This is a genomic window from Phocaeicola faecicola (assembly GCF_013618865.1).
GTDB lineage: Bacteria > Bacteroidota > Bacteroidia > Bacteroidales > Bacteroidaceae > Phocaeicola > Phocaeicola faecicola.
In genome coordinates this window covers 1-17,621 of the sequence record NZ_JABSOE010000081.1, presented here as the reverse complement: position 1 = coordinate 17,621, position 17,621 = coordinate 1, and the positions used below count along the sequence as shown (strand labels likewise).

The 17,621-nt window shown below is 50.5% G+C and carries 12 protein-coding genes and 1 tRNA gene; 12 read left to right on the top strand and 1 reads right to left on the bottom strand.

What is annotated here, in order from left to right; all coding sequences use genetic code 11:
• Positions 1 to 199: 199 nt before the first annotated feature.
• Positions 200 to 273, bottom strand: a tRNA-Ala gene (locus tag H3001_RS17015).
• Positions 274 to 424: 151 nt separating this feature from the next.
• Between H3001_RS17015 and H3001_RS17010 the strand changes: the two genes are divergently transcribed.
• The 12 genes from H3001_RS17010 to H3001_RS16955 all read left to right on the top strand — a co-directional run bounded on the left by H3001_RS17010 (position 425) and on the right by H3001_RS16955 (position 17,256).
• Complete coding sequence (locus H3001_RS17010; RefSeq protein ID WP_219915891.1) at positions 425 to 946, top strand: GNAT family N-acetyltransferase; 522 nt, start codon at positions 425 to 427, stop codon at positions 944 to 946.
• A gap of 313 nt (positions 947 to 1,259) precedes the next feature.
• Positions 1,260 to 3,743, top strand: a complete 2,484-nt coding sequence (locus H3001_RS17005) for an FAD-dependent oxidoreductase (RefSeq protein ID WP_181215575.1) — start codon at positions 1,260 to 1,262, stop codon at positions 3,741 to 3,743.
• Positions 3,744 to 3,992: 249 nt separating this feature from the next.
• Positions 3,993 to 4,361, top strand: a complete 369-nt coding sequence (locus H3001_RS17000; protein ID WP_178244713.1) for a winged helix DNA-binding protein — start codon at positions 3,993 to 3,995, stop codon at positions 4,359 to 4,361.
• 40 nt (positions 4,362 to 4,401) lie between these two features.
• On the top strand, positions 4,402 to 5,010 hold the full coding sequence (locus H3001_RS16995) for an epoxyqueuosine reductase QueH (protein WP_181215574.1): 609 nt from the start codon (positions 4,402 to 4,404) through the stop codon (positions 5,008 to 5,010).
• Between the two features lie 318 nt (positions 5,011 to 5,328).
• Positions 5,329 to 9,657: a CusA/CzcA family heavy metal efflux RND transporter gene (locus H3001_RS16990; RefSeq protein ID WP_181215573.1), complete on the top strand. Its 4,329-nt coding sequence runs from the start codon at positions 5,329 to 5,331 to the stop codon at positions 9,655 to 9,657.
• Between the two features lie 29 nt (positions 9,658 to 9,686).
• Positions 9,687 to 10,589, top strand: coding sequence for an efflux RND transporter periplasmic adaptor subunit (locus H3001_RS16985; RefSeq protein WP_178244716.1), 903 nt, complete (start codon positions 9,687 to 9,689; stop codon positions 10,587 to 10,589).
• Between the two features lie 9 nt (positions 10,590 to 10,598).
• A complete protein-coding gene (locus H3001_RS16980) occupies positions 10,599 to 11,639 on the top strand; it encodes a sensor histidine kinase (protein WP_178244717.1) in 1,041 nt (346 codons plus the stop codon).
• 16 nt (positions 11,640 to 11,655) lie between these two features.
• Entirely contained in the window at positions 11,656 to 12,417 is a 762-nt protein-coding gene (locus H3001_RS16975) for a LytR/AlgR family response regulator transcription factor (protein WP_178244725.1), read from the top strand.
• Between the two features lie 291 nt (positions 12,418 to 12,708).
• Positions 12,709 to 13,152 carry a MarR family winged helix-turn-helix transcriptional regulator gene (locus tag H3001_RS16970; protein WP_178244718.1) on the top strand — a complete coding sequence of 148 codons (444 nt, stop codon included), beginning with the start codon at positions 12,709 to 12,711 and terminating at the stop codon, positions 13,150 to 13,152.
• On the top strand, positions 13,133 to 14,479 hold the full coding sequence (locus H3001_RS16965) for a TolC family protein (protein ID WP_178244719.1): 1,347 nt from the start codon (positions 13,133 to 13,135) through the stop codon (positions 14,477 to 14,479). Before H3001_RS16970 ends, H3001_RS16965 begins: the two co-directional genes overlap by 20 nt.
• 56 nt (positions 14,480 to 14,535) lie before the next feature.
• Positions 14,536 to 15,603, top strand: a complete 1,068-nt coding sequence (locus tag H3001_RS16960) for an HlyD family secretion protein (RefSeq protein ID WP_181215572.1) — start codon at positions 14,536 to 14,538, stop codon at positions 15,601 to 15,603.
• A gap of 48 nt (positions 15,604 to 15,651) precedes the next feature.
• Positions 15,652 to 17,256 carry an MFS transporter gene (locus H3001_RS16955; protein ID WP_178244721.1) on the top strand — a complete coding sequence of 535 codons (1,605 nt, stop codon included), beginning with the start codon at positions 15,652 to 15,654 and terminating at the stop codon, positions 17,254 to 17,256.
• The last annotated feature ends 365 nt before the right edge of the window (positions 17,257 to 17,621 follow it).

Genomic DNA, 17,621 nt, shown 5'->3' with positions numbered 1-17,621 from the left:
TCGAGCATGCCTACTGGAAGGAAAAGGCTCAACAACTCTAAAGGACTAACGGGGATTTTCTCTTTTTGCTTCATGACGCAAAATTAAGGTTTTTAACCTAACCCCCCAAATTTTCAAACTGAGCCCAAAGAGGTCGTATTCCTTCCTTATTCCCCTTAAAAAGAAAACCGCTAACTATTTGATAGTTAACGGTTTCATGTGGAGCATGCGAGACTCGAACTCGCCACCTCGACACTGCCAGTGTCGCGCTCTAGCCAGATGAGCTAATGCCCCTTGTTTGCAACATCGCAGTCATTGCGATTTCCGATTTGCGTGCAAAGATATAATAACATTTTAAATCTTGAGGATTTTCTGCTGTTTTTTTTCGGAAAAACAGCTATTTTTGGTCGGTCATTGACGATTTATTGTAAAATCAGATAAGTTTATGGAGGAAACAGCAATTAATATACGGTTGGCACAGTTTGCCGATCTGGACAAGCTGATGCAGATTTTTGAAGTAGCCCGTCGGTTCATGCAGGCAACGGGAAACCCTAATCAGTGGATTAATGGTTATCCGCAGCGGGAATTGATTTCTCGGGAAATAGAGGAGGGGCATTGCTATGTGATGGAAAAGACATCTCGAGAGGGAGAGGTACAGCCACATCTTTTCGGAACCTTCTGCTATATTGAAGGAGAAGATCCGAATTATGCCCGCATCGAACAGGGAGAATGGTTGAACGACGCCCCCTATGCCGTCATTCATCGGCTGGCATCGGACGGAACAGGTAAAGGAGTTTTCGATACCTGTCTGGATTGGGCTGAGGCCAGGTGTGCCAATCTGCGGGTTGATACCCATGCCGACAATAAGGTTATGCAGCATTTGCTTGAGAAACGGGGATTCCATCGCTGTGGCATTATCTATGTCGCAAACGGGACGCCGCGCATTGCCTTTCAGCGTGTGCGATAATTTTCTGCATGTGCTCAGTCTGCTTTTTTGTGTGCTCAGCGTGTTTTTGCTCGTCTATTACCTGTACCACTGGGAAGTCTGTCTGATTTTGTCTGACTCAGTTTGACTCAGTCTGAATCTGCCTGAATCTGTGACTCTGCCGGAATAAACAGTGGAATTCTTTAATAAAACTTAAAACGGGAATATTTTCCATTGGAAATTTTATTTTTCGACAGAAAAGATATTTCTTTGCAGTGTTTTCCAATGGAAAATAATATTTAAAGAAATTATCAGTAAGAAAAAACAGTATTAAAGAATATAAAACAGACAGATTATGAAGGTGCTTATCGTTGGAGGGGTAGCCGGTGGAGCTACTGCAGCAGCCAGAATTCGTAGAAACACAGAGAAGGCAGAAATCGTTCTTTTTGAGAAAGGGGCTTACATCTCGTATGCCAACTGCGGTTTGCCTTATTACCTGGGGGGAGTGATTACCGAGCGCGACCGTTTGTTCGTGCAGACTCCGGAAGCTTTCGGCAAGCGGTTTAACATCGATGTACGTACGCATTCGGAAGTGACTGCCATTGATACGGCAGCGCGTAAGGTAACGGTCCGTACTTCGGACGGTAAGGTGTATACGGAGGGATATGACAAACTGTTGCTTTCTCCTGGGGCATCTCCGGTGCGTCCGCCTCTTCCGGGAATTGACAGCAAGGGAATTTTCACCCTGCGTAATGTGGCAGATACGGACCGTATCAAGTCGTACATGGAACAGCATGCCGTGAAGCGGGCGGTGATTGTAGGGGGTGGATTTATCGGTCTGGAAATGGCTGAGAACCTCCATCATGCCGGTGCCGAAGTGGCTGTAGTAGAGATGGCCAATCAGGTAATGGGACCGATTGATTATTCGATGGCTGCACTGGTGCATGAGCATTTGCAGCAGAAGGGAGTGAAGCTCTACTTGGAACAGGCTGTGGAATCGTTCGAACAGACAGCGGGTGACGGAGTAAAGGTGAATTTTCGTTCGGGTATCAAACTGGAGGCTGACTTGGTGATTCTTTCCATCGGGGTTCGTGCGGAGACCCGTCTGGCAGCTGAGGCCGGTCTGCGACTGGGAGAAATGAAGGGAATTTATGTCAATGAGTACCTGCAGACTTCGGATGAGGCAGTATATGCCGTGGGCGATGCGATTGAGTTCCCGCATCCGGTTATCGGAAAGCCTTGGTTGAACTTCCTGGCTGGTCCGGCCAACCGTCAGGCACGTATCGTTGCCGATAATATCGTGTTTGGAAACAAGGTGAAATACGAGGGTTCTATCGGAACGGCCATTGCAAAGGTGTTCGACCAGACGGTAGCTTCTACCGGTCTGCCGGCGAAAAGACTGAAGCAGATGGATATTCCGTACTTGTCGGCTACCATTCATTCGGGATCGCATGCCGGATATTATCCGGGTGCTTCGCAGATGGATATCAAGATTACTTTCTCTCCTGAGAACGGCCGTCTGTATGGAGCACAGATTGTGGGATACGATGGAGTGGACAAGCGGATTGATGAATATGCACTGGTAATTAAGCGTGGCGGTACCGTAGAGGACCTGACTCGTCTGGAGCATGCATATGCACCTCCTTTCTCATCGGCCAAGGATCCGGTTGCCGTATCGGGTTATGTGGCCGGTAATATTCTGAGCGGAAAGATGACTCCGCTGTACTGGCGCGAACTGCAGCAGGCCGATCTGACAAAGGTAACGCTGGTGGATGTCCGTACGGCAGATGAGTTTGCACTGGGGGCTATCCCGGGTGCGAAGAATGTGCCGCTGGATGAATTGCGCGAACGGATGGGTGAGATTCCGTCCGACCGTCCGGTCTATCTCTATTGCGGGGTAGGTCTGAGAGGTTATCTGGCTTCGAATATTCTGAAAGAGAACGGTTATGCAGAGGTACGCAACCTGATTGGGGGATTGAAGACTTATAAGGCTGCGGTAACTCCGGTGGCTCGTCCGGAGGAGAGTGATAAAATGGAGGAACCGGGCAGTGCCTGTGAGGGTATGACGAACTGTACGGCTGAGTCTTGCGCTTGCACGACTTCGGAAGCGAAGGTGGTTAAGGTAGATGCTTGTGGCATTCAGTGTCCTGGACCGATTCTGAAGTTGAAGAAAAGCATGGAAGCACTGGCACCCGGAGAACGCCTGGAGATTCAGGCTACGGATGCTGGATTCCCTCGGGATGCGGAGGCATGGTGCCGTACGACCGGCAATCGGCTGATTGCCCGTGAAGCAGGTGCAGGAGTGTATAAGGTATTGATTGAAAAGGCTACTCCCTGTGCGGCAGAAGCGGTGAAGGTGAGCGAAGGCGGAAAGGGCAAGACGTTTATCCTTTTCAGCGACGACCTGGATAAGGCACTGGCAACGTTTGTACTGGCCAACGGGGCGGCGGCTACGGGACAGAAAGTGACTATCTTCTTTACTTTCTGGGGATTGAATGCCATCAAGAAGGTACGCAAACCGCAGGTACAGAAAGATATCTTCGGCCGTATGTTTGGAATGATGTTGCCTTCCAGCTCCTTGAAACTGAAACTCTCGAAGATGAATATGGGAGGAATCGGTTCGCGTATGATGCGTTATCTGATGAAGAGCAAGGGAGTAGATTCGCTGGAATCGCTCCGTCAGCAGGCTATTGATAACGGGGTGGAATTCATTGCCTGTCAGATGTCGATGGATGTGATGGGAGTGAAAAAAGAGGAATTACTCGATAATGTATCGGTAGGAGGTGTGGCTACGTACATGGACCGTGCCGACCAGGCGAACGTGAATCTGTTTATTTAATCTGTAGTTAAGACAGGCAGCCGGGAATGCTCCGAGGTGAAAGGGCTGTACGGGCCTTCCGTAAGTCGGACAGCCGACGGGGCACAACAGGTGGACCATTAAATATAGAGAGTAAAAGGAGGCAGGAAGACAAACTGTGTACGGTTGTCTGACCTGTCTCCTGATATTCGTTTGTGCGGTAGGACTGTTTTTTGTAATTTTGCAATCCGGGACGTAGGACCCGTTGGAATATTTGGGAAAGAAGAGAAGATGGAAAAGATAAAATGTATTTGTGTAATGAGGGACTTGCTTCGGGCGCTGGCTGCGCTGGAGGCGCAACTGATGGATACGCACGGGGTTTCGTTGAACGAGGCGATGGTGCTTTGCAGCATCGGACAGGAGACGGTGACGGCCAGTACCATTGTGGAGCGCACCGGACTGAATTCTTCGCACGCTTCCAAGGTAATCAGTGCCGTGGAGAAGCGGGGAATGCTCATCCGCCAGTTGGGAGAGAAGGATAAGCGCCAGATGTATTTCACCCTGACTCCTGCGGCCTTGTCCTGCCTGGAGGGAATCCGTAAGCATGGAGTGGACGTTCCGGAGTTCTTGCTTCCTTTGTTTCGCGGCGAAAGCCGATAGCGGTGGGAGAGAAGGACGGAGAATCAATAAACTGATTACGATGAAAAAGAAGAAATTTGAGTTGGAGGTACCGGGAGGAGCCAAGGAGGTCTTGCTCCATACGTGTTGTGCACCTTGTTCGTCGGCCATTATCGAATGTCTGATTCAGCATGGGGTGCGCCCGACCATTTATTATTGCAATCCCAATATTTACCCGTTGGAGGAGTATCTCATCCGTAAGGAGGAGTGTACGCGTTATGCACAGTCTTTGGGACTGGACATTGTGGATGCCGATTATGCACACGATGCCTGGCTGTGTGAGGTGAAGGGAATGGAGAACGAGCCCGAACGGGGAGGCCGCTGCCTGCGCTGCTTTAAAATGCGCTTGCGCGATACGGCCCGTTATGCACATGAGCATGGGTTTACGGTAATCACCACGACGCTGGCATCTTCGCGCTGGAAGAGTCTGGAGCAGATTGATGCGGCCGGTCAGTATGCGGTTGAGCCTTATCCGGAGGTATGCTGGTGGGGACAGAACTGGCGGAAGGGTGGACTGAGTGAGCGGCGGATTGCGATTATCAAAGAGTACAACTTTTATAATCAGCAGTATTGCGGTTGTGAATTCAGCATGCGCCGTACAGCGGTCCCGGAGGAGAAAGCCGGAGAGTAAGGTACCTCTTTTATGATTTTTGAGCTGCAGGTTTCCATGACAGGTGATTGGAAATTTGCAGCTTTTCTTTTTTGCCTTCCTTATGTCTGACGGCGGAACGTACGGTCTGCCCGCCGGATACACAGAAAGATCAGGAGGAAGGGGCAGTGGTGATGCCGTGGCAGTGGAAAAGGGAGACAGTTTCATTCAATGACCGATTGGGCGATTTCACCGCCCATTTTCTCCGCTTCACCTTTTTCTTGGGTACCTGCATGTCGTCTCGGATTATCTTTGTACCATTAAGATAGTGTAATTATTTAAGTAATCTGAGCAGAAAATATGTTTAAGAAAATCGTTGACTTTTCTATCCGGAAAAAGATGTTTGTGGTGCTGACTACCCTGCTGCTGTTGGCAGGAGGCATCTACTCCATGCTGACACTGCCCATTGATGCAGTGCCGGATATTACGAACAATCAGGTGCAGATTGTGACCGTATCGCCTACACTGGCTCCGCAGGAAGTGGAACAGCTCATTACTTTCCCCATCGAGGTGAGTATGAGTAATATCATGAATGTGGAAGAAATCCGGTCGGTATCCCGTTTCGGACTCTCGCTGGTGACGGTAGTGTTTAAGGAAAATGTTCCGGTGCTCGACGCCCGGCAGTTGATTAATGAGCAGATTCAGTCGGTGGAGATTCCTGCCGAACTGGGTACGCCCGAACTGATGCCGATTACCACCGGACTGGGAGAGATTTATCAGTATGTGCTGAAGGTGGCTCCCGGTTATGAGGACCGGTATGATGCCATGGAGTTGCGTACCATCCAGGACTGGATTGTAAGAAGGCAGTTGTCGGGTATTCCGGGAATTGTGGAAATCAACAGTTTCGGAGGTTATCTGAAGCAGTATGAGGTGGCGGTCGATCCGGACGCCTTGTTCTCGCTGAACATTACGATTGGGGAGGTATTCTCGGCATTGAACCGGAACAACCAGAATACGGGTGGCAGTTACATTGAGAAATCGGAAAAGGCTTATTACATCCGCTCGGAGGGTATGATTAAGGATATCCGCGACATTGAGCAGGTGGTGGTAGCCAACCGCGGTGGTATTCCGGTGCATGTGAGTGATATCGGTAAGGTGCAGTTTGGTGCGCCGAAGCGCTTCGGTGCCATGACCAAGGACGGTGAAGGAGAATGTGTGGGAGGTATCGCAATGATGCTGAAAGGGGCCAACGCGAATGTGGTGACCCGTGAACTGGAGAAGCGGGTGGCTGCCGTGCAGAAAATGTTGCCCGAAGGGGTCAGCGTGGAACCGTACCTGAACCGTTCGGAACTGGTGAACCGGAACATTTCGACGGTGGTGCGCAACCTGATTGAGGGGGCTTTGATTGTGTTTCTGGTGCTGATTGTCTTCCTGGGCAATGTAAGGGCGGGACTGATTGTGGCTTCGGTGATTCCGCTGGCCATGTTGTTCGGTTTTGTCATGATGCGTATCTTCGGGGTGTCGGCCAACCTGATGAGTCTGGGGGCCATCGACTTCGGTATCGTGGTGGACGGCTCGATTGTGATTATGGAAGGAATCCTGGCTCACCTCTATGGCAGGTCGCTGGCCGGAAGAAAGCTTTCCAGAGAGGAAATGAATGTAGAGGTGGCGCATGGAGCCGGAAAGGTAGTCCGGAGTGCAACCTTTGCCGTATTGATTATTCTGATTGTGTTCTTCCCGATTCTGACCTTGAACGGAATCGAGGGAAAGTATTTTACACCGATGGCCAAGACGCTGGTGTTCTGTATTATCGGTGCCTTGCTGCTTTCGCTGACATATGTGCCGATGATGGCTTCGGTCTTCCTGAAACCGGCGGTCTCTGCCAAACCGACGTTGGCCGACCGTTTCTTTGACTGGCTGGGAAAAGGCTACAGACGGGCATTGGATTTTTGTCTGAAACGGGTGGCCGGAACACTGGCTGTTTCTTTCGCTTTGCTGGTGGGAGCCTTGCTGCTGTTTACTCGTTTAGGAGCTGAGTTTATCCCGACGCTCGACGAGGGGGATTTTGCCATGCAGATGACTTTGCCGGCGGGCAGTTCGTTGAGCAAGAGCATTGAGGTATCACTGAAGGCAGAGAAGAAACTGAAGAGTGACTTTCCGGAAATCGAGCATGTGGTGGCCAAGATTGGTACGGCAGAGGTTCCTACCGACCCGATGGCTGTGGAGGATGCCGATATCATGATTGTCATGAAGCCTTTCGAGGAGTGGACCTCGGCCCGGAGCCGTGCAGAGATGGTAGAGAAGATGAAGGAGTCACTGTCGTCCATTACAGAAGCCGAGTTCAATTTCAGTCAGCCGATTCAGTTGCGCTTCAATGAACTGATGACGGGAGCCAAGGCAGACATTGCCATTAAACTTTATGGCGAAAACATGGAGGAACTGTATGCGAAGGCGCAGGAAGCGGCCCGTTACGTGGAACAGATTCCGGGTGCTTCGGATGTGATTGTGGAGCAGGCCATGGGACTTCCGCAGTTGCTGATTCATTACGACCGGAGCAAAATTGCTCGTTATGGAATTGATATCGAGGAACTCAATACGATTATCCGTACGGCCTATGCCGGGGAAGTGGCTGGAGTGGTGTTCGAGAACGAACGCCGTTTCGACCTGGTGGTGCGTCTGGACCGGGAGAAAGTGCGCGACTTGAACATCGACAAGCTTTTTGTCCGTACCGGTGAGGGCATTCAGATTCCGGTGAGTGAGGTGGCCAGCATCGACCTGGTCAACGGACCTCTGCAGATTAACCGCGATGCCACGAAGCGACGGATTGTCATCGGAGTGAATGTCCGCGATGCGGATATCAGTCAGGTGGTGGCACAGATCAGGGAGTCGCTCGATAAGAACGTACGCCTGCAGCCGGGTTATTATTTTGAGTATGGCGGACAGTTTGAAAATCTGCAGAATGCCATCAATACCTTGGCGGTAGTGATTCCGATAGCCTTGCTGCTGATTCTGCTGTTGCTGTTTTTCGCCTTCCGCAGCGTGATTTATTCCCTTGTGGTATTTTCTACCGTACCGCTTTCGCTGATTGGAGGCATCGTGGCGTTGTGGCTGCGCGGACTTCCGTTCAGTATTTCTGCCGGTGTGGGCTTCATCGCCCTGTTCGGTGTGGCGGTATTGAACGGTATCCTGATGATTAACCATTTTAATGATTTACGTAAAGAAAGGACTTATCAGATGTGTACGAGTCGGATCATTTCAAACGGTTGCAAGCATTTGCTGAGACCGGTATTCTTGACGGGACTGGTGGCTTCGCTGGGCTTTGTACCAATGGCCATCGCTACTTCGGCCGGGGCAGAGGTACAGCGTCCGCTGGCTACGGTCGTGATAGGGGGACTGATTGTGTCAACGGTGATGACATTGATTATCGTGCCGGTATTCTATTTGCTGGTGAACCGGATCCGGCATGCGTGGGCCTGGAAGAAGTTGCGTGTGTCGGGCAGGGGACTGATGGTTGTGGGCTGTCTGCTTGGTGCTACCGGATGGCTTCAGGCACAGGAGCCGGTACGGAAAGTCTCACTGGATGAGGCGCTGGAGATAGCGATGCAGCGTCATCCTCGTCTGATGGTGGCTACCGCGGAGATTGAGAAAGCACAGGCTTCCCGGGGAGAGATCTGGGACGGAGGCAATACCTCGTTCAGTTATTCCTGGGGACAGTTGAACGGTGAGTACCGGAAAGACCATGAACTCTCTGTGGAGCAGTCGCTGGGTTCTTTGCTGACTCCGTTCTACCGCAATGCCCTGGTCAATACCCAGACGCAGAAAGGCGAGTACTACCGGAACCTGGTCAGAAAAGAGATTGTAGCCGAGGTGAAGCGTGCCTGGGCGTATTATCAGTATGCATATCACCTGCGCAGTCTTTACGAAGGACAGGAGAAACTGGCAGAGCAGTTGCGTGAAAGCGGCGACTTGCGTTACCGTCAGGGAGATATTGACCTGACGGAGCGTAACATGATTGCTACACTGGCTTCGGGCATTCATACCCGTTGGCTTCAGGCTTGCGAGGAAGTGGAACTGGCCGGAAAACGTTTTGCCTGGGCCTGCTACGCCGGAAGTCCTGTCGTACCCGGTGATACGGCCTTGACGGTGCTGCCTTGTGAAGAGATGAATGCTTCCCTGCTGTCAACCGATTATTTGAATTACTTCTCGGCTCAGGTAGCCGAGAAAAAAGGTTGGATGCGTGTGGAAAGAAGCAAGTTCTTCCCGGAGATTTCCGTCGGCTATGTACAGCAGAAAATCGCTCCGCTGCAGCACCTGAATTCATGGATGGTAGGGGTCTCGTTCCCGATATTGTTCTTCCCGCAGCGGAGCCGTGCTCGTCAGGCGAAGGTGGCCTTCCGCATTGCGGAATGGGAGGCAGATATGGACCGTACCCGGCTTACCACGAAGGTGGATGAATTGAGAAGCCGGATCACCCAGCAGCGCAAGAGCCTGGACTATTATGACGGTGCGGCCCTGAAGGAGGCGGAAAGCCTGCAGCAGAGTGCGCTGCAGCGTTTCCGTGAGAGCGAGACCGACATCGCGGAACTGGTGCAGAGCCTGAATGCGGCGCAGGATATCCGCCGGAGTTACCTTGAGACAGTTTATAATTACAATGTCTCTGTCCTGGAAATGGAATTGTATACAGAATAGTTTTTGTCGAATAAATTAGGATCAATGATATGAAACGATTGTTTATTTTTTTAGCCTTGCCGTGGATGTGCGGGGCTTGTTCGGAAAACAAAGAGGCGGCAGCGCCGCAGGCGGTGGAGACGGTAGCTGCCAGTGATACGACGAATGCCGGACTGAAGGCCGACTCGGCGGAGGTGGATGCGGTGTCGGGAGCAACGGCTGTAGCGAATGCACCTTCGTTCAACGGTATTCTTTTCCTTCCTCCGCAGCATCAGGTGAGTGTGACATTTACCATGGGAGGGGCAGTGAATACCTTGGCGGTCTCACCCGGTAAGTTCGTGAAGAAAGGAGAGGTACTGGCTACCCTGAAGAATCCGGAATATATTGTCCTGCAGCAGGAGTATCTGGATGCGGCGGCTCAGACGGAGTTTCTGGAACAGGAGTATGCCCGTCAGAAGAATCTCTTGTCGCACGAGGCGGCTTCAGAGAAGAAGTTCCAGCAGAGCAAGGCCGATTATCTGTCGGCAAAGAGCCGGAAGGATGCCTTTGCTGCCCAACTGTTGTTGCTGGGGGTAGATGCGCAGGGATTGCGGCAGACGGGAATTGAACCGTATCTGAAGATTACGTCGCCGGTCAGCGGATATGTTACGAACCTGAACGGGAACATCGGAAAGTTCCTGGATGCGGGTGAGCCGATTTGTGAGGTGGTCGACAAGCGGGCGCTGATGGTGCAGCTGACTGCCTACGAGAAGGACTTGGATAAGATTAAGGTGGGAGATGTGTTCGACTTTCACGTGAACGGCATGGGCGACCGTACGTTCCGGGCAACGCTGCAGGCTATTGACCAGATGGTGGATAATGTCAACCGTTCCATTAAGCTCTATCTGCGCATCGAGGAGTTCGTAGAGGATTTTCGTCCGGGGATGTATGTGTCTGCACAGAAAAGTCATTAACTTTGTAATATGAAATTCTGGTCGAATAAATATTTGCTGATTATAAATGCCATCGCGCTGGTGGTGGCATTTTTGACTCATTCTCCTGAAATCATCGCTCTGTCGAATACGTCTGCCGAAGGAATGATTTTTCCGGACATGCACTGGACGGACGTGGGCAGTGAGGTTTGTTTTACGTATCTGTCTTTGTGCCTGCTTTTCTTCTTGAATGAAAGGCTGCTGGGCTTCCGCAACGTGCGTGTGGAGATGGGGTGGAAGAAACTGCTGATATCGTTTGTCGGTGTATGGGTAGGCAGTAATCTGCTGGGAAAGGGATTTGTGTTTCTGCATCATCACCTGGATATTCCCGCCATCGATTCCATGCTGCATCACTACCTCCATCCTTTCCGCGATTTCCTGTCTTCGGTGGTGGTGACCGGAAGCAGTTTCCTGATGTATCAGAACGAACGGAGCAATCAGGTGCAGCTGGAGAACCAGCAGTTGCGTACCGAGAACATCGCCAATCAGTACGAAGCCCTCAAGAGTCAGCTGAATCCTCATATGTTGTTCAATTCGCTGAATACCCTTTCCATGCTGATACGTGAATCGTCCGGCAAGGCGCAGGAGTACCTGCAGGAACTCTCCCGGGTACTTCGCTATACATTGCAGGACAACGGGTCGCACTCGGTGACCTTGCGCGAGGAAATGGATTTCGTGCATTCGTACATCTACCTGCTGCAGATGCGGTATGAGGACAATTTATTTTTCGACATAGTGGTGGAACCGGAGATGTATACGAAGAAGTTGCCTCCGATGGCGGTACAGATGCTGGTGGAGAATGCTGTCAAGCACAATGAAATCAGCCGGCGGAAGTCGCTTACCGTGAAAATCAAGGCTGCCGGCGGCAAGGTAACGGTAGAGAATAACTTCCAGCCGCGGCTGAACGGTGCGGGAGGTACGGGAATCGGACTGAACAATCTGGCGAAGCGGTACCGCCTTTTGTACCGGCAGGAGATTACGGTCAGGGAAGAGCAGCACCGGTTTATGGTGGAGCTTCCCCTGATGGACTAAAAACGGGTATGGTATGATGAAGACATTGATTATTGAAGACGAAAAAGCTGCGCTGCGCAACCTGAAGGCGGTAATTGGCGAGACGGCAGCCGATCTGGAGATTGTGGGCGAGACGGACAGTGTGCTGGATACGGTTCAGTGGTTCAAGGACCATCCGATGCCGGACCTGGTCTTTATGGACATTCATCTGGCCGACGGATCGGCATTTGAGATTTTTGAGTATGTGGCAATCAAGTGTCCGATCATCTTTACCACTGCCTATGATGAATATGCGCTCAAGGCTTTCAAGGTAAACAGTATTGCGTATTTGCTGAAACCAATCAGCTGTGACGACCTGCAGGCTGCGCTCGACAAGCTGGAAGAACTTTCCAGACGGAGCAGTCAGGAGGCACCGAAAAGCGACCTGGCCGTTCTGATGCGCGAACTGAAACGGAAGGAGAGTTACCGGACGTATTTTCTGATTCCGGTAAAGGGAGACAGACTGGTTCCGGTTTCGGTAGAGAACATTCTGTTTTTCTATATCTCCGATGGGGTAGTTAAGGCGGTGGACGAAGGAAATGTGGAAATCGTATTTCCGCAGTCGCTGGATGAACTGGCTGAGCAGTTGGACCCGGTGCTGTTCTTCCGGGCCAACCGGCAGTTCCTGATATCGAAGAAGGCAGTAAAGGACATCAGTCTTTGGTTCAACGGACGGTTGGCTGTGAATCTGAAAGTGCCTTTTAAGGAGCGCATCATCATCAGTAAGGCGAAGGTCTCGGAGTTTAAGGATTGGTTTTAATGGCCGGTCCGGCGGATTGGATTTTCTGGAACCGGATTGGAAAGAAAATGGGGACGTGTGGTCCTCGTAGCATAGGGAAAGGAGTCATGGCACTACTCTTCTGCAAGGAGAGTGCCCTGACTCCTTTGTTTGATATGAGGGGGTGGATGATGTATAGTGTATTGCCTGACAGTGTGTTACGTTGTAGAATCTCATAGGGAAGAAGATTTCATCTTGCATTAATTAGTCAAATGTTTGACTAATTTAGTCAAAATATATACCTTTGTGCCCGTAATGCAAAAACCTACAAAGATGAATAGAGAAGGAACTGAGTTTCGTGAACTGATGTTGTCTGTGGTCCGTACGCGAATGGCGTTTCGCAGGGCGATGCAGAGAACCTTGAAGCGTAATGAGGCCGGTATCACATTTGAAATGCTCCAGGTATTGAGCTGTTTGTGGAATGAACAGGGGATTACCCAACAGGTGCTGGCGGAGCGGACGGCCAAGGATAAGGCTTGCTTGACTAATCTGATGTTGAATTTGGAGAAAAAAGGGTATGTATGCCGGAAGGAAGATGCTTCCGACCGGAGGAATAAGTTGGTTTACCTTACTCCCGAAGGGGAACGTTTCCGCGAGCAGATCCGTCCGGTCCTGGATCAGGTATATGTGAATGCCGAGAAGAGCATCGGACAGGAAACGTTGCACCGTATGTTGTCTGAACTGGATACTGTCTTTAATGTACTCGAAAATGTATAAGTGGATATTGGCGATTGTGTTTTGTGGGGCTGTTGCAGGAGAGGGATATGCGCAGGAAGCATATCCGCAGCTTCCGCCACAAAAAGTAGATTCTTTGTTCCTTCCCGTCGACCAGCTGTTCAGCCTGGGAGTGGAAAACAGCCTGAAGTTGCGTGCCGATGCGATCAAGGAGAAACTGTCGGCAGAGCAGAAGCAGACGGCCCGTACCTCGCGTCTGCCTGATTTGCAGATTGGTCTGAAGGGAGGTGTACTGGGACAGCCGGTGGTCTTCCAGCGGGGACTTTCCGATCCTACGTATCCCGACACTCCGGACTGGTCGCAGAATTATGCGGTTGACTTTACGCAACCGGTCTATCAGGGGGGACGGATTCATTACGGAATCAAGAAAGCGGGACTGCTTCAGGAAGCGGCTGCCCTGCAGACGGTAGCCGACCGTTCGGAAATCAAGCTGGGACTGATGGAAAGGTATCTGGAACTGTTCAGTCTGTTCAAGCAGGAGATGGTGCTTGAGCGCAATATCGAGGAGTCGGAACGACGGCTGGAAGATATCCGGCGGATGAAGCGGGAAGGACTGATTACCAACAACGATGTGTTGCGGAGTGAAATGCAGCTCACCAACGACCGCCTTTCGCTGACGGAGGTGCATAACAGCATTTTGCTGCTGTCGCAGCAGTTGTGCATCCTGCTTGGCCTGGAGGAGCATCATGTACTGTTGCCCGATACGGCCCTGCTTTATCAGTCGGTGGAACTGCGTGACTACGATGCGTTTTTATGTGAGGCGTTGCAGAACGAACCTTCGTTGAATTACCTCCGCAAGCAGACAGAGATAGCCCAGGTGGATGTAAAGGTGGCGCGTGCAGCCTCACTTCCGGGAGTTTCCTTGTATGCTTCCAATACGCTGGCACGTCCGGTGTCCCGCACGATGGCTGATTTCTATAACAACAACTGGAACATCGGACTTTCGGTTTCTTATTCGCTTTCGTCGCTTTATAAAAACAATCATAAGATACGTGAGAACAAGCTTGCAGTCCTACTCAGCAAGAACGAGGAGGACTTGAAGCTGCAGCAGATACGTGTAGAGGTGCGCCAGGCATACCTGCGTCATCATGAGGCGTTGAAAAGGGTGGAGGCACTGAAACTGTCGGTACGGCAGGCGGAAGAGAACTACCGCATCATGCAGAACCGCTACTTGAACCAGCTGGCCATTCTGACCGACCTGCTGGATGCGAACAGTGTACGTCTGGATGCGGAACTCCAGCTTACTTCGGCACGTACGCAGGTGATTTATACGTATTATCAGTTGCAGCGTGTGTGCGGACGCTTGTAGCCGGCGAATGCGGAGAAGAGAAACAGGTTTTTATTTACTTAAAATGAAATAACGGGATGACTGAATTACATGTAAAACATAAGAAACTGAGAAAGTTGAGAATGCGTAACGTGATTCTCAACACGGTATGTGCCTTGATTGCGGTATCGGGCATATGGTGGACGGCTTCTTATTTCTGGAGATATTTTAATTATGAGATTACGAACGATGCCTTCGTCGACCAGTATGTGGCTCCGTTGAACATCCGGGCTACGGGATATATCCGCGAGGTGCGCTTCAAGGAGCACCAACTGGTACATAAAGGAGATACGTTGTTGGTTTTGGACAACCGCGAATACCTGATCAAGGTGAAGGAGGCTGAGGCTGCCCTGCTGGATGTGGAGGGAGCCAAAGAGGTGCTGCAGTCGGGCATAGAGACCTCGCAGACCAATGTGGCAGTACAGGAAGCGAACATTGCAGAGGCAAAGGCCAAACTGTGGCAGCTGGAACAGGATTACCATCGTTTCGAGCGTTTGTGGAAGGACGAGTCGGTGCCTGAACAGCAGTACGAACAGGCAAAGGCAGCTTACCAGGCTGCTCAGGCACGTTATGAGGCATTGATGCAGCAGAAGCGGGCGGCACTTTCGCAGTATTCGGAAGCCAACAAGCGGACTACGAGTGCACAGGCGGCTATTCTGAGGAAGGAAGCCGACCTGGATCTGGCCCGGCTGAACTTTTCGTATACGGTACTGGTGGCTCCTTACGACGGATACATCGGACGGCGTACGCTTGAGCCGGGACAACTGGTGCAGTCGGGTCAGACCATTACGTACCTGGTCAGAAGCAGGGATAAATGGATTACTGCCAATTACAAGGAGACTCAGATTGCCAACATCTATATCGGCCAGCCGGTACAGATCCGGGTGGATGCACTGCCGGGCAAGGTATTTCATGGAAAAGTGACGGCCATTTCAGAGGCTACAGGCTCGAAGTATTCATTGGTTCCGACAGATAACTCGGCAGGAAATTTTGTGAAGGTGCAGCAGCGTATTCCGGTGCGGATTGACCTGGAGGGAGTCAGTGAAGAGGAGATGGGAAGTCTGCGCGCCGGAATGATGGTGATTACCGAAGCGCTGCGCAAGTAGGCGTGAAGTAGAGAAAGGAAGGTACGGATTGATTAAAGTATTTCAAGAATGACGAATGTAATTCAACTGGGACTGCCGGTCCGCAAGTGGGTGCCCAACTGGCTGGCTATCGTGAGCCTGTTTGTAATCATTCTGCCGGTGATAATGCTCAACGGATCGTATACGGGCAGTATGCTTGAGGTGTCGAATACACTGGGTACCTACACCGAAGACATTACGATGGGGTATTATGCGGCTTCGGCAGGAATGGCCATTGCGTATCCCATTGTGCCGAAGGTGCTGGATAATTTTTCTGCAAAGTTTGTGCTGCTTTCCGATTTGTCACTGCAGTTTCTGCTGAGCGGCATCTGCGCCCGCTCTCAGAGTGCCGATATTCTGATTGTGTGCAGCTTCATCATCGGTTTCCTCAAGGGATTCCTGATGTTGTGGTTCATCCGTTTCTCGCAGAAGGTGTTCAGTCCCAAGAACGTACGAAGCGAATTTTATTCTTATTTTTACCCGCTGGTGTATTCCGGAGGACAGGTTTCCATGGTACTGACGGCCGAACTGGCTTATCATTACAACTGGCAGTACATGTATTATTTCATGATGATTCTGCTGCTGGTGGCGATGCTGGTCATCATTGTGCTCTACCGTCACAACCGTCCCATGAAGCGGATTCCGGTCTCGGAGTTTCACCTGCGCGAGATGTGTGTCATCGCTACCGGACTGCTGATGCTGATGTATGCCATTAATTACGGCAAGGTGCTCGACTGGATGTCGTCAACCCGGATATGCATTTATCTGGTCATCGCACCGATACTGATATCGTTTTTCGTGTGGATGCAATACCATTCGGAAAAGCCTTATGTAAACCTGGCCCCTCTTTATCAGCCTAAAGCGATAGTGGGGTATCTTTATATGATGATGATCATGTTTTTCAGCACTTCGACAACCTTGCTGACCAATTACATGGCATCGATTCTGAAGGTGGATACTACACATTCGTATTCACTCTACATCTGGTTGCTGCCGGGCTATGTGCTCGGAGCTTTCATCTGTTTCTGGTGGTTCCGGTGGCAGCGCTGGCGTTTCCGCTTCCTGATTGCCGGGGGGATGGGATGCTTTGCCTTGTTTTTCGGACTGCTGTATTTCGGCATTTCGCCCGACAGTACGTATGAGATGCTTTATTTCCCGGTGTTTATCCGTGGACTGGGCATGTTGACACTGATCATTGCCTTTGCCCTGTTTGCCGTAGAGGACCTGAATCCGAAGTTCCTGTTGTCGAACGCGTTTTTCCTGATTATTTTCCGTTCGGTACTGGCACCCATTATGGCCACTTCATTTTACAGCAATATCCTTTACAATCTGGAGCAGAAATACATGCACTCATTGTCAGAAACGGTTACTCAGGCCGATCCGTTGGCGATGGCCCGCTTCTCACAGTCGTTCAACAGCGGACTGCTGCAGGGGCATGGCTATGAGGAAGCGGTTCAAGTGGCCACTTCTTCGCTGTATACTACACTGCAGCAGCAGAGCCTGTTGCTGGCCCTGAAAGAGGTACTGGGATGGCTGTTTGTCATTACGCTGGTCATTGCCATCGTATCCCGTTTTATTCCTTTCCATAAAACCATCCGCGTTACCTTTGCCAAGACGGGAGATGATATGGTTTAATGCGAAAGGCTGGAGTTATTGTATAAATTAAAGAAAAGTTGTATATTGAGAAAAATTTGTAACAGTAGTCTGCGAAATGTCTGAGAGATTTGCTTTTTTCAACTTTTATCTGTTACTTTGTAGCCATAAAATATTTATAAAGTAAAAAAGAGAAGTCTAAAAAAACAGAGATTATATAAATAGACATATTGCAATCAGCTTATTGACAAATTATTTGGCTTTAGTAAATCTGGTAAATTTGTAAGCTTCCAAAATTGGCGTATTGACTAGCATGTTTCTTTCCCATACCTTCGTGCTAAACTTAAAACTTGAAAGATTATGTTTAGCGAAAAAGATTTTGAAAGACTGTGGTTCCTCTACAAGAC

What these genes read in the sequence shown, in the direction of transcription:
- H3001_RS17010 (WP_219915891.1), top strand. Translation starts at nt 425, where the DNA reads ATGGAGGAAACAGCAATTAATATACGGTTGGCACAGTTTGCCGATCTG.
- H3001_RS17005 (WP_181215575.1), top strand. Translation starts at nt 1,260, where the DNA reads ATGAAGGTGCTTATCGTTGGAGGGGTAGCCGGTGGAGCTACTGCAGCA.
- H3001_RS17000 (WP_178244713.1), top strand. Translation starts at nt 3,993, where the DNA reads ATGGAAAAGATAAAATGTATTTGTGTAATGAGGGACTTGCTTCGGGCG.
- H3001_RS16995 (WP_181215574.1), top strand. Translation starts at nt 4,402, where the DNA reads ATGAAAAAGAAGAAATTTGAGTTGGAGGTACCGGGAGGAGCCAAGGAG.
- H3001_RS16990 (WP_181215573.1), top strand. Translation starts at nt 5,329, where the DNA reads ATGTTTAAGAAAATCGTTGACTTTTCTATCCGGAAAAAGATGTTTGTG.
- H3001_RS16985 (WP_178244716.1), top strand. Translation starts at nt 9,687, where the DNA reads ATGAAACGATTGTTTATTTTTTTAGCCTTGCCGTGGATGTGCGGGGCT.
- H3001_RS16980 (WP_178244717.1), top strand. Translation starts at nt 10,599, where the DNA reads ATGAAATTCTGGTCGAATAAATATTTGCTGATTATAAATGCCATCGCG.
- H3001_RS16975 (WP_178244725.1), top strand. Translation starts at nt 11,656, where the DNA reads ATGAAGACATTGATTATTGAAGACGAAAAAGCTGCGCTGCGCAACCTG.
- H3001_RS16970 (WP_178244718.1), top strand. Translation starts at nt 12,709, where the DNA reads ATGAATAGAGAAGGAACTGAGTTTCGTGAACTGATGTTGTCTGTGGTC.
- H3001_RS16965 (WP_178244719.1), top strand. Translation starts at nt 13,133, where the DNA reads ATGTACTCGAAAATGTATAAGTGGATATTGGCGATTGTGTTTTGTGGG.
- H3001_RS16960 (WP_181215572.1), top strand. Translation starts at nt 14,536, where the DNA reads ATGACTGAATTACATGTAAAACATAAGAAACTGAGAAAGTTGAGAATG.
- H3001_RS16955 (WP_178244721.1), top strand. Translation starts at nt 15,652, where the DNA reads ATGACGAATGTAATTCAACTGGGACTGCCGGTCCGCAAGTGGGTGCCC.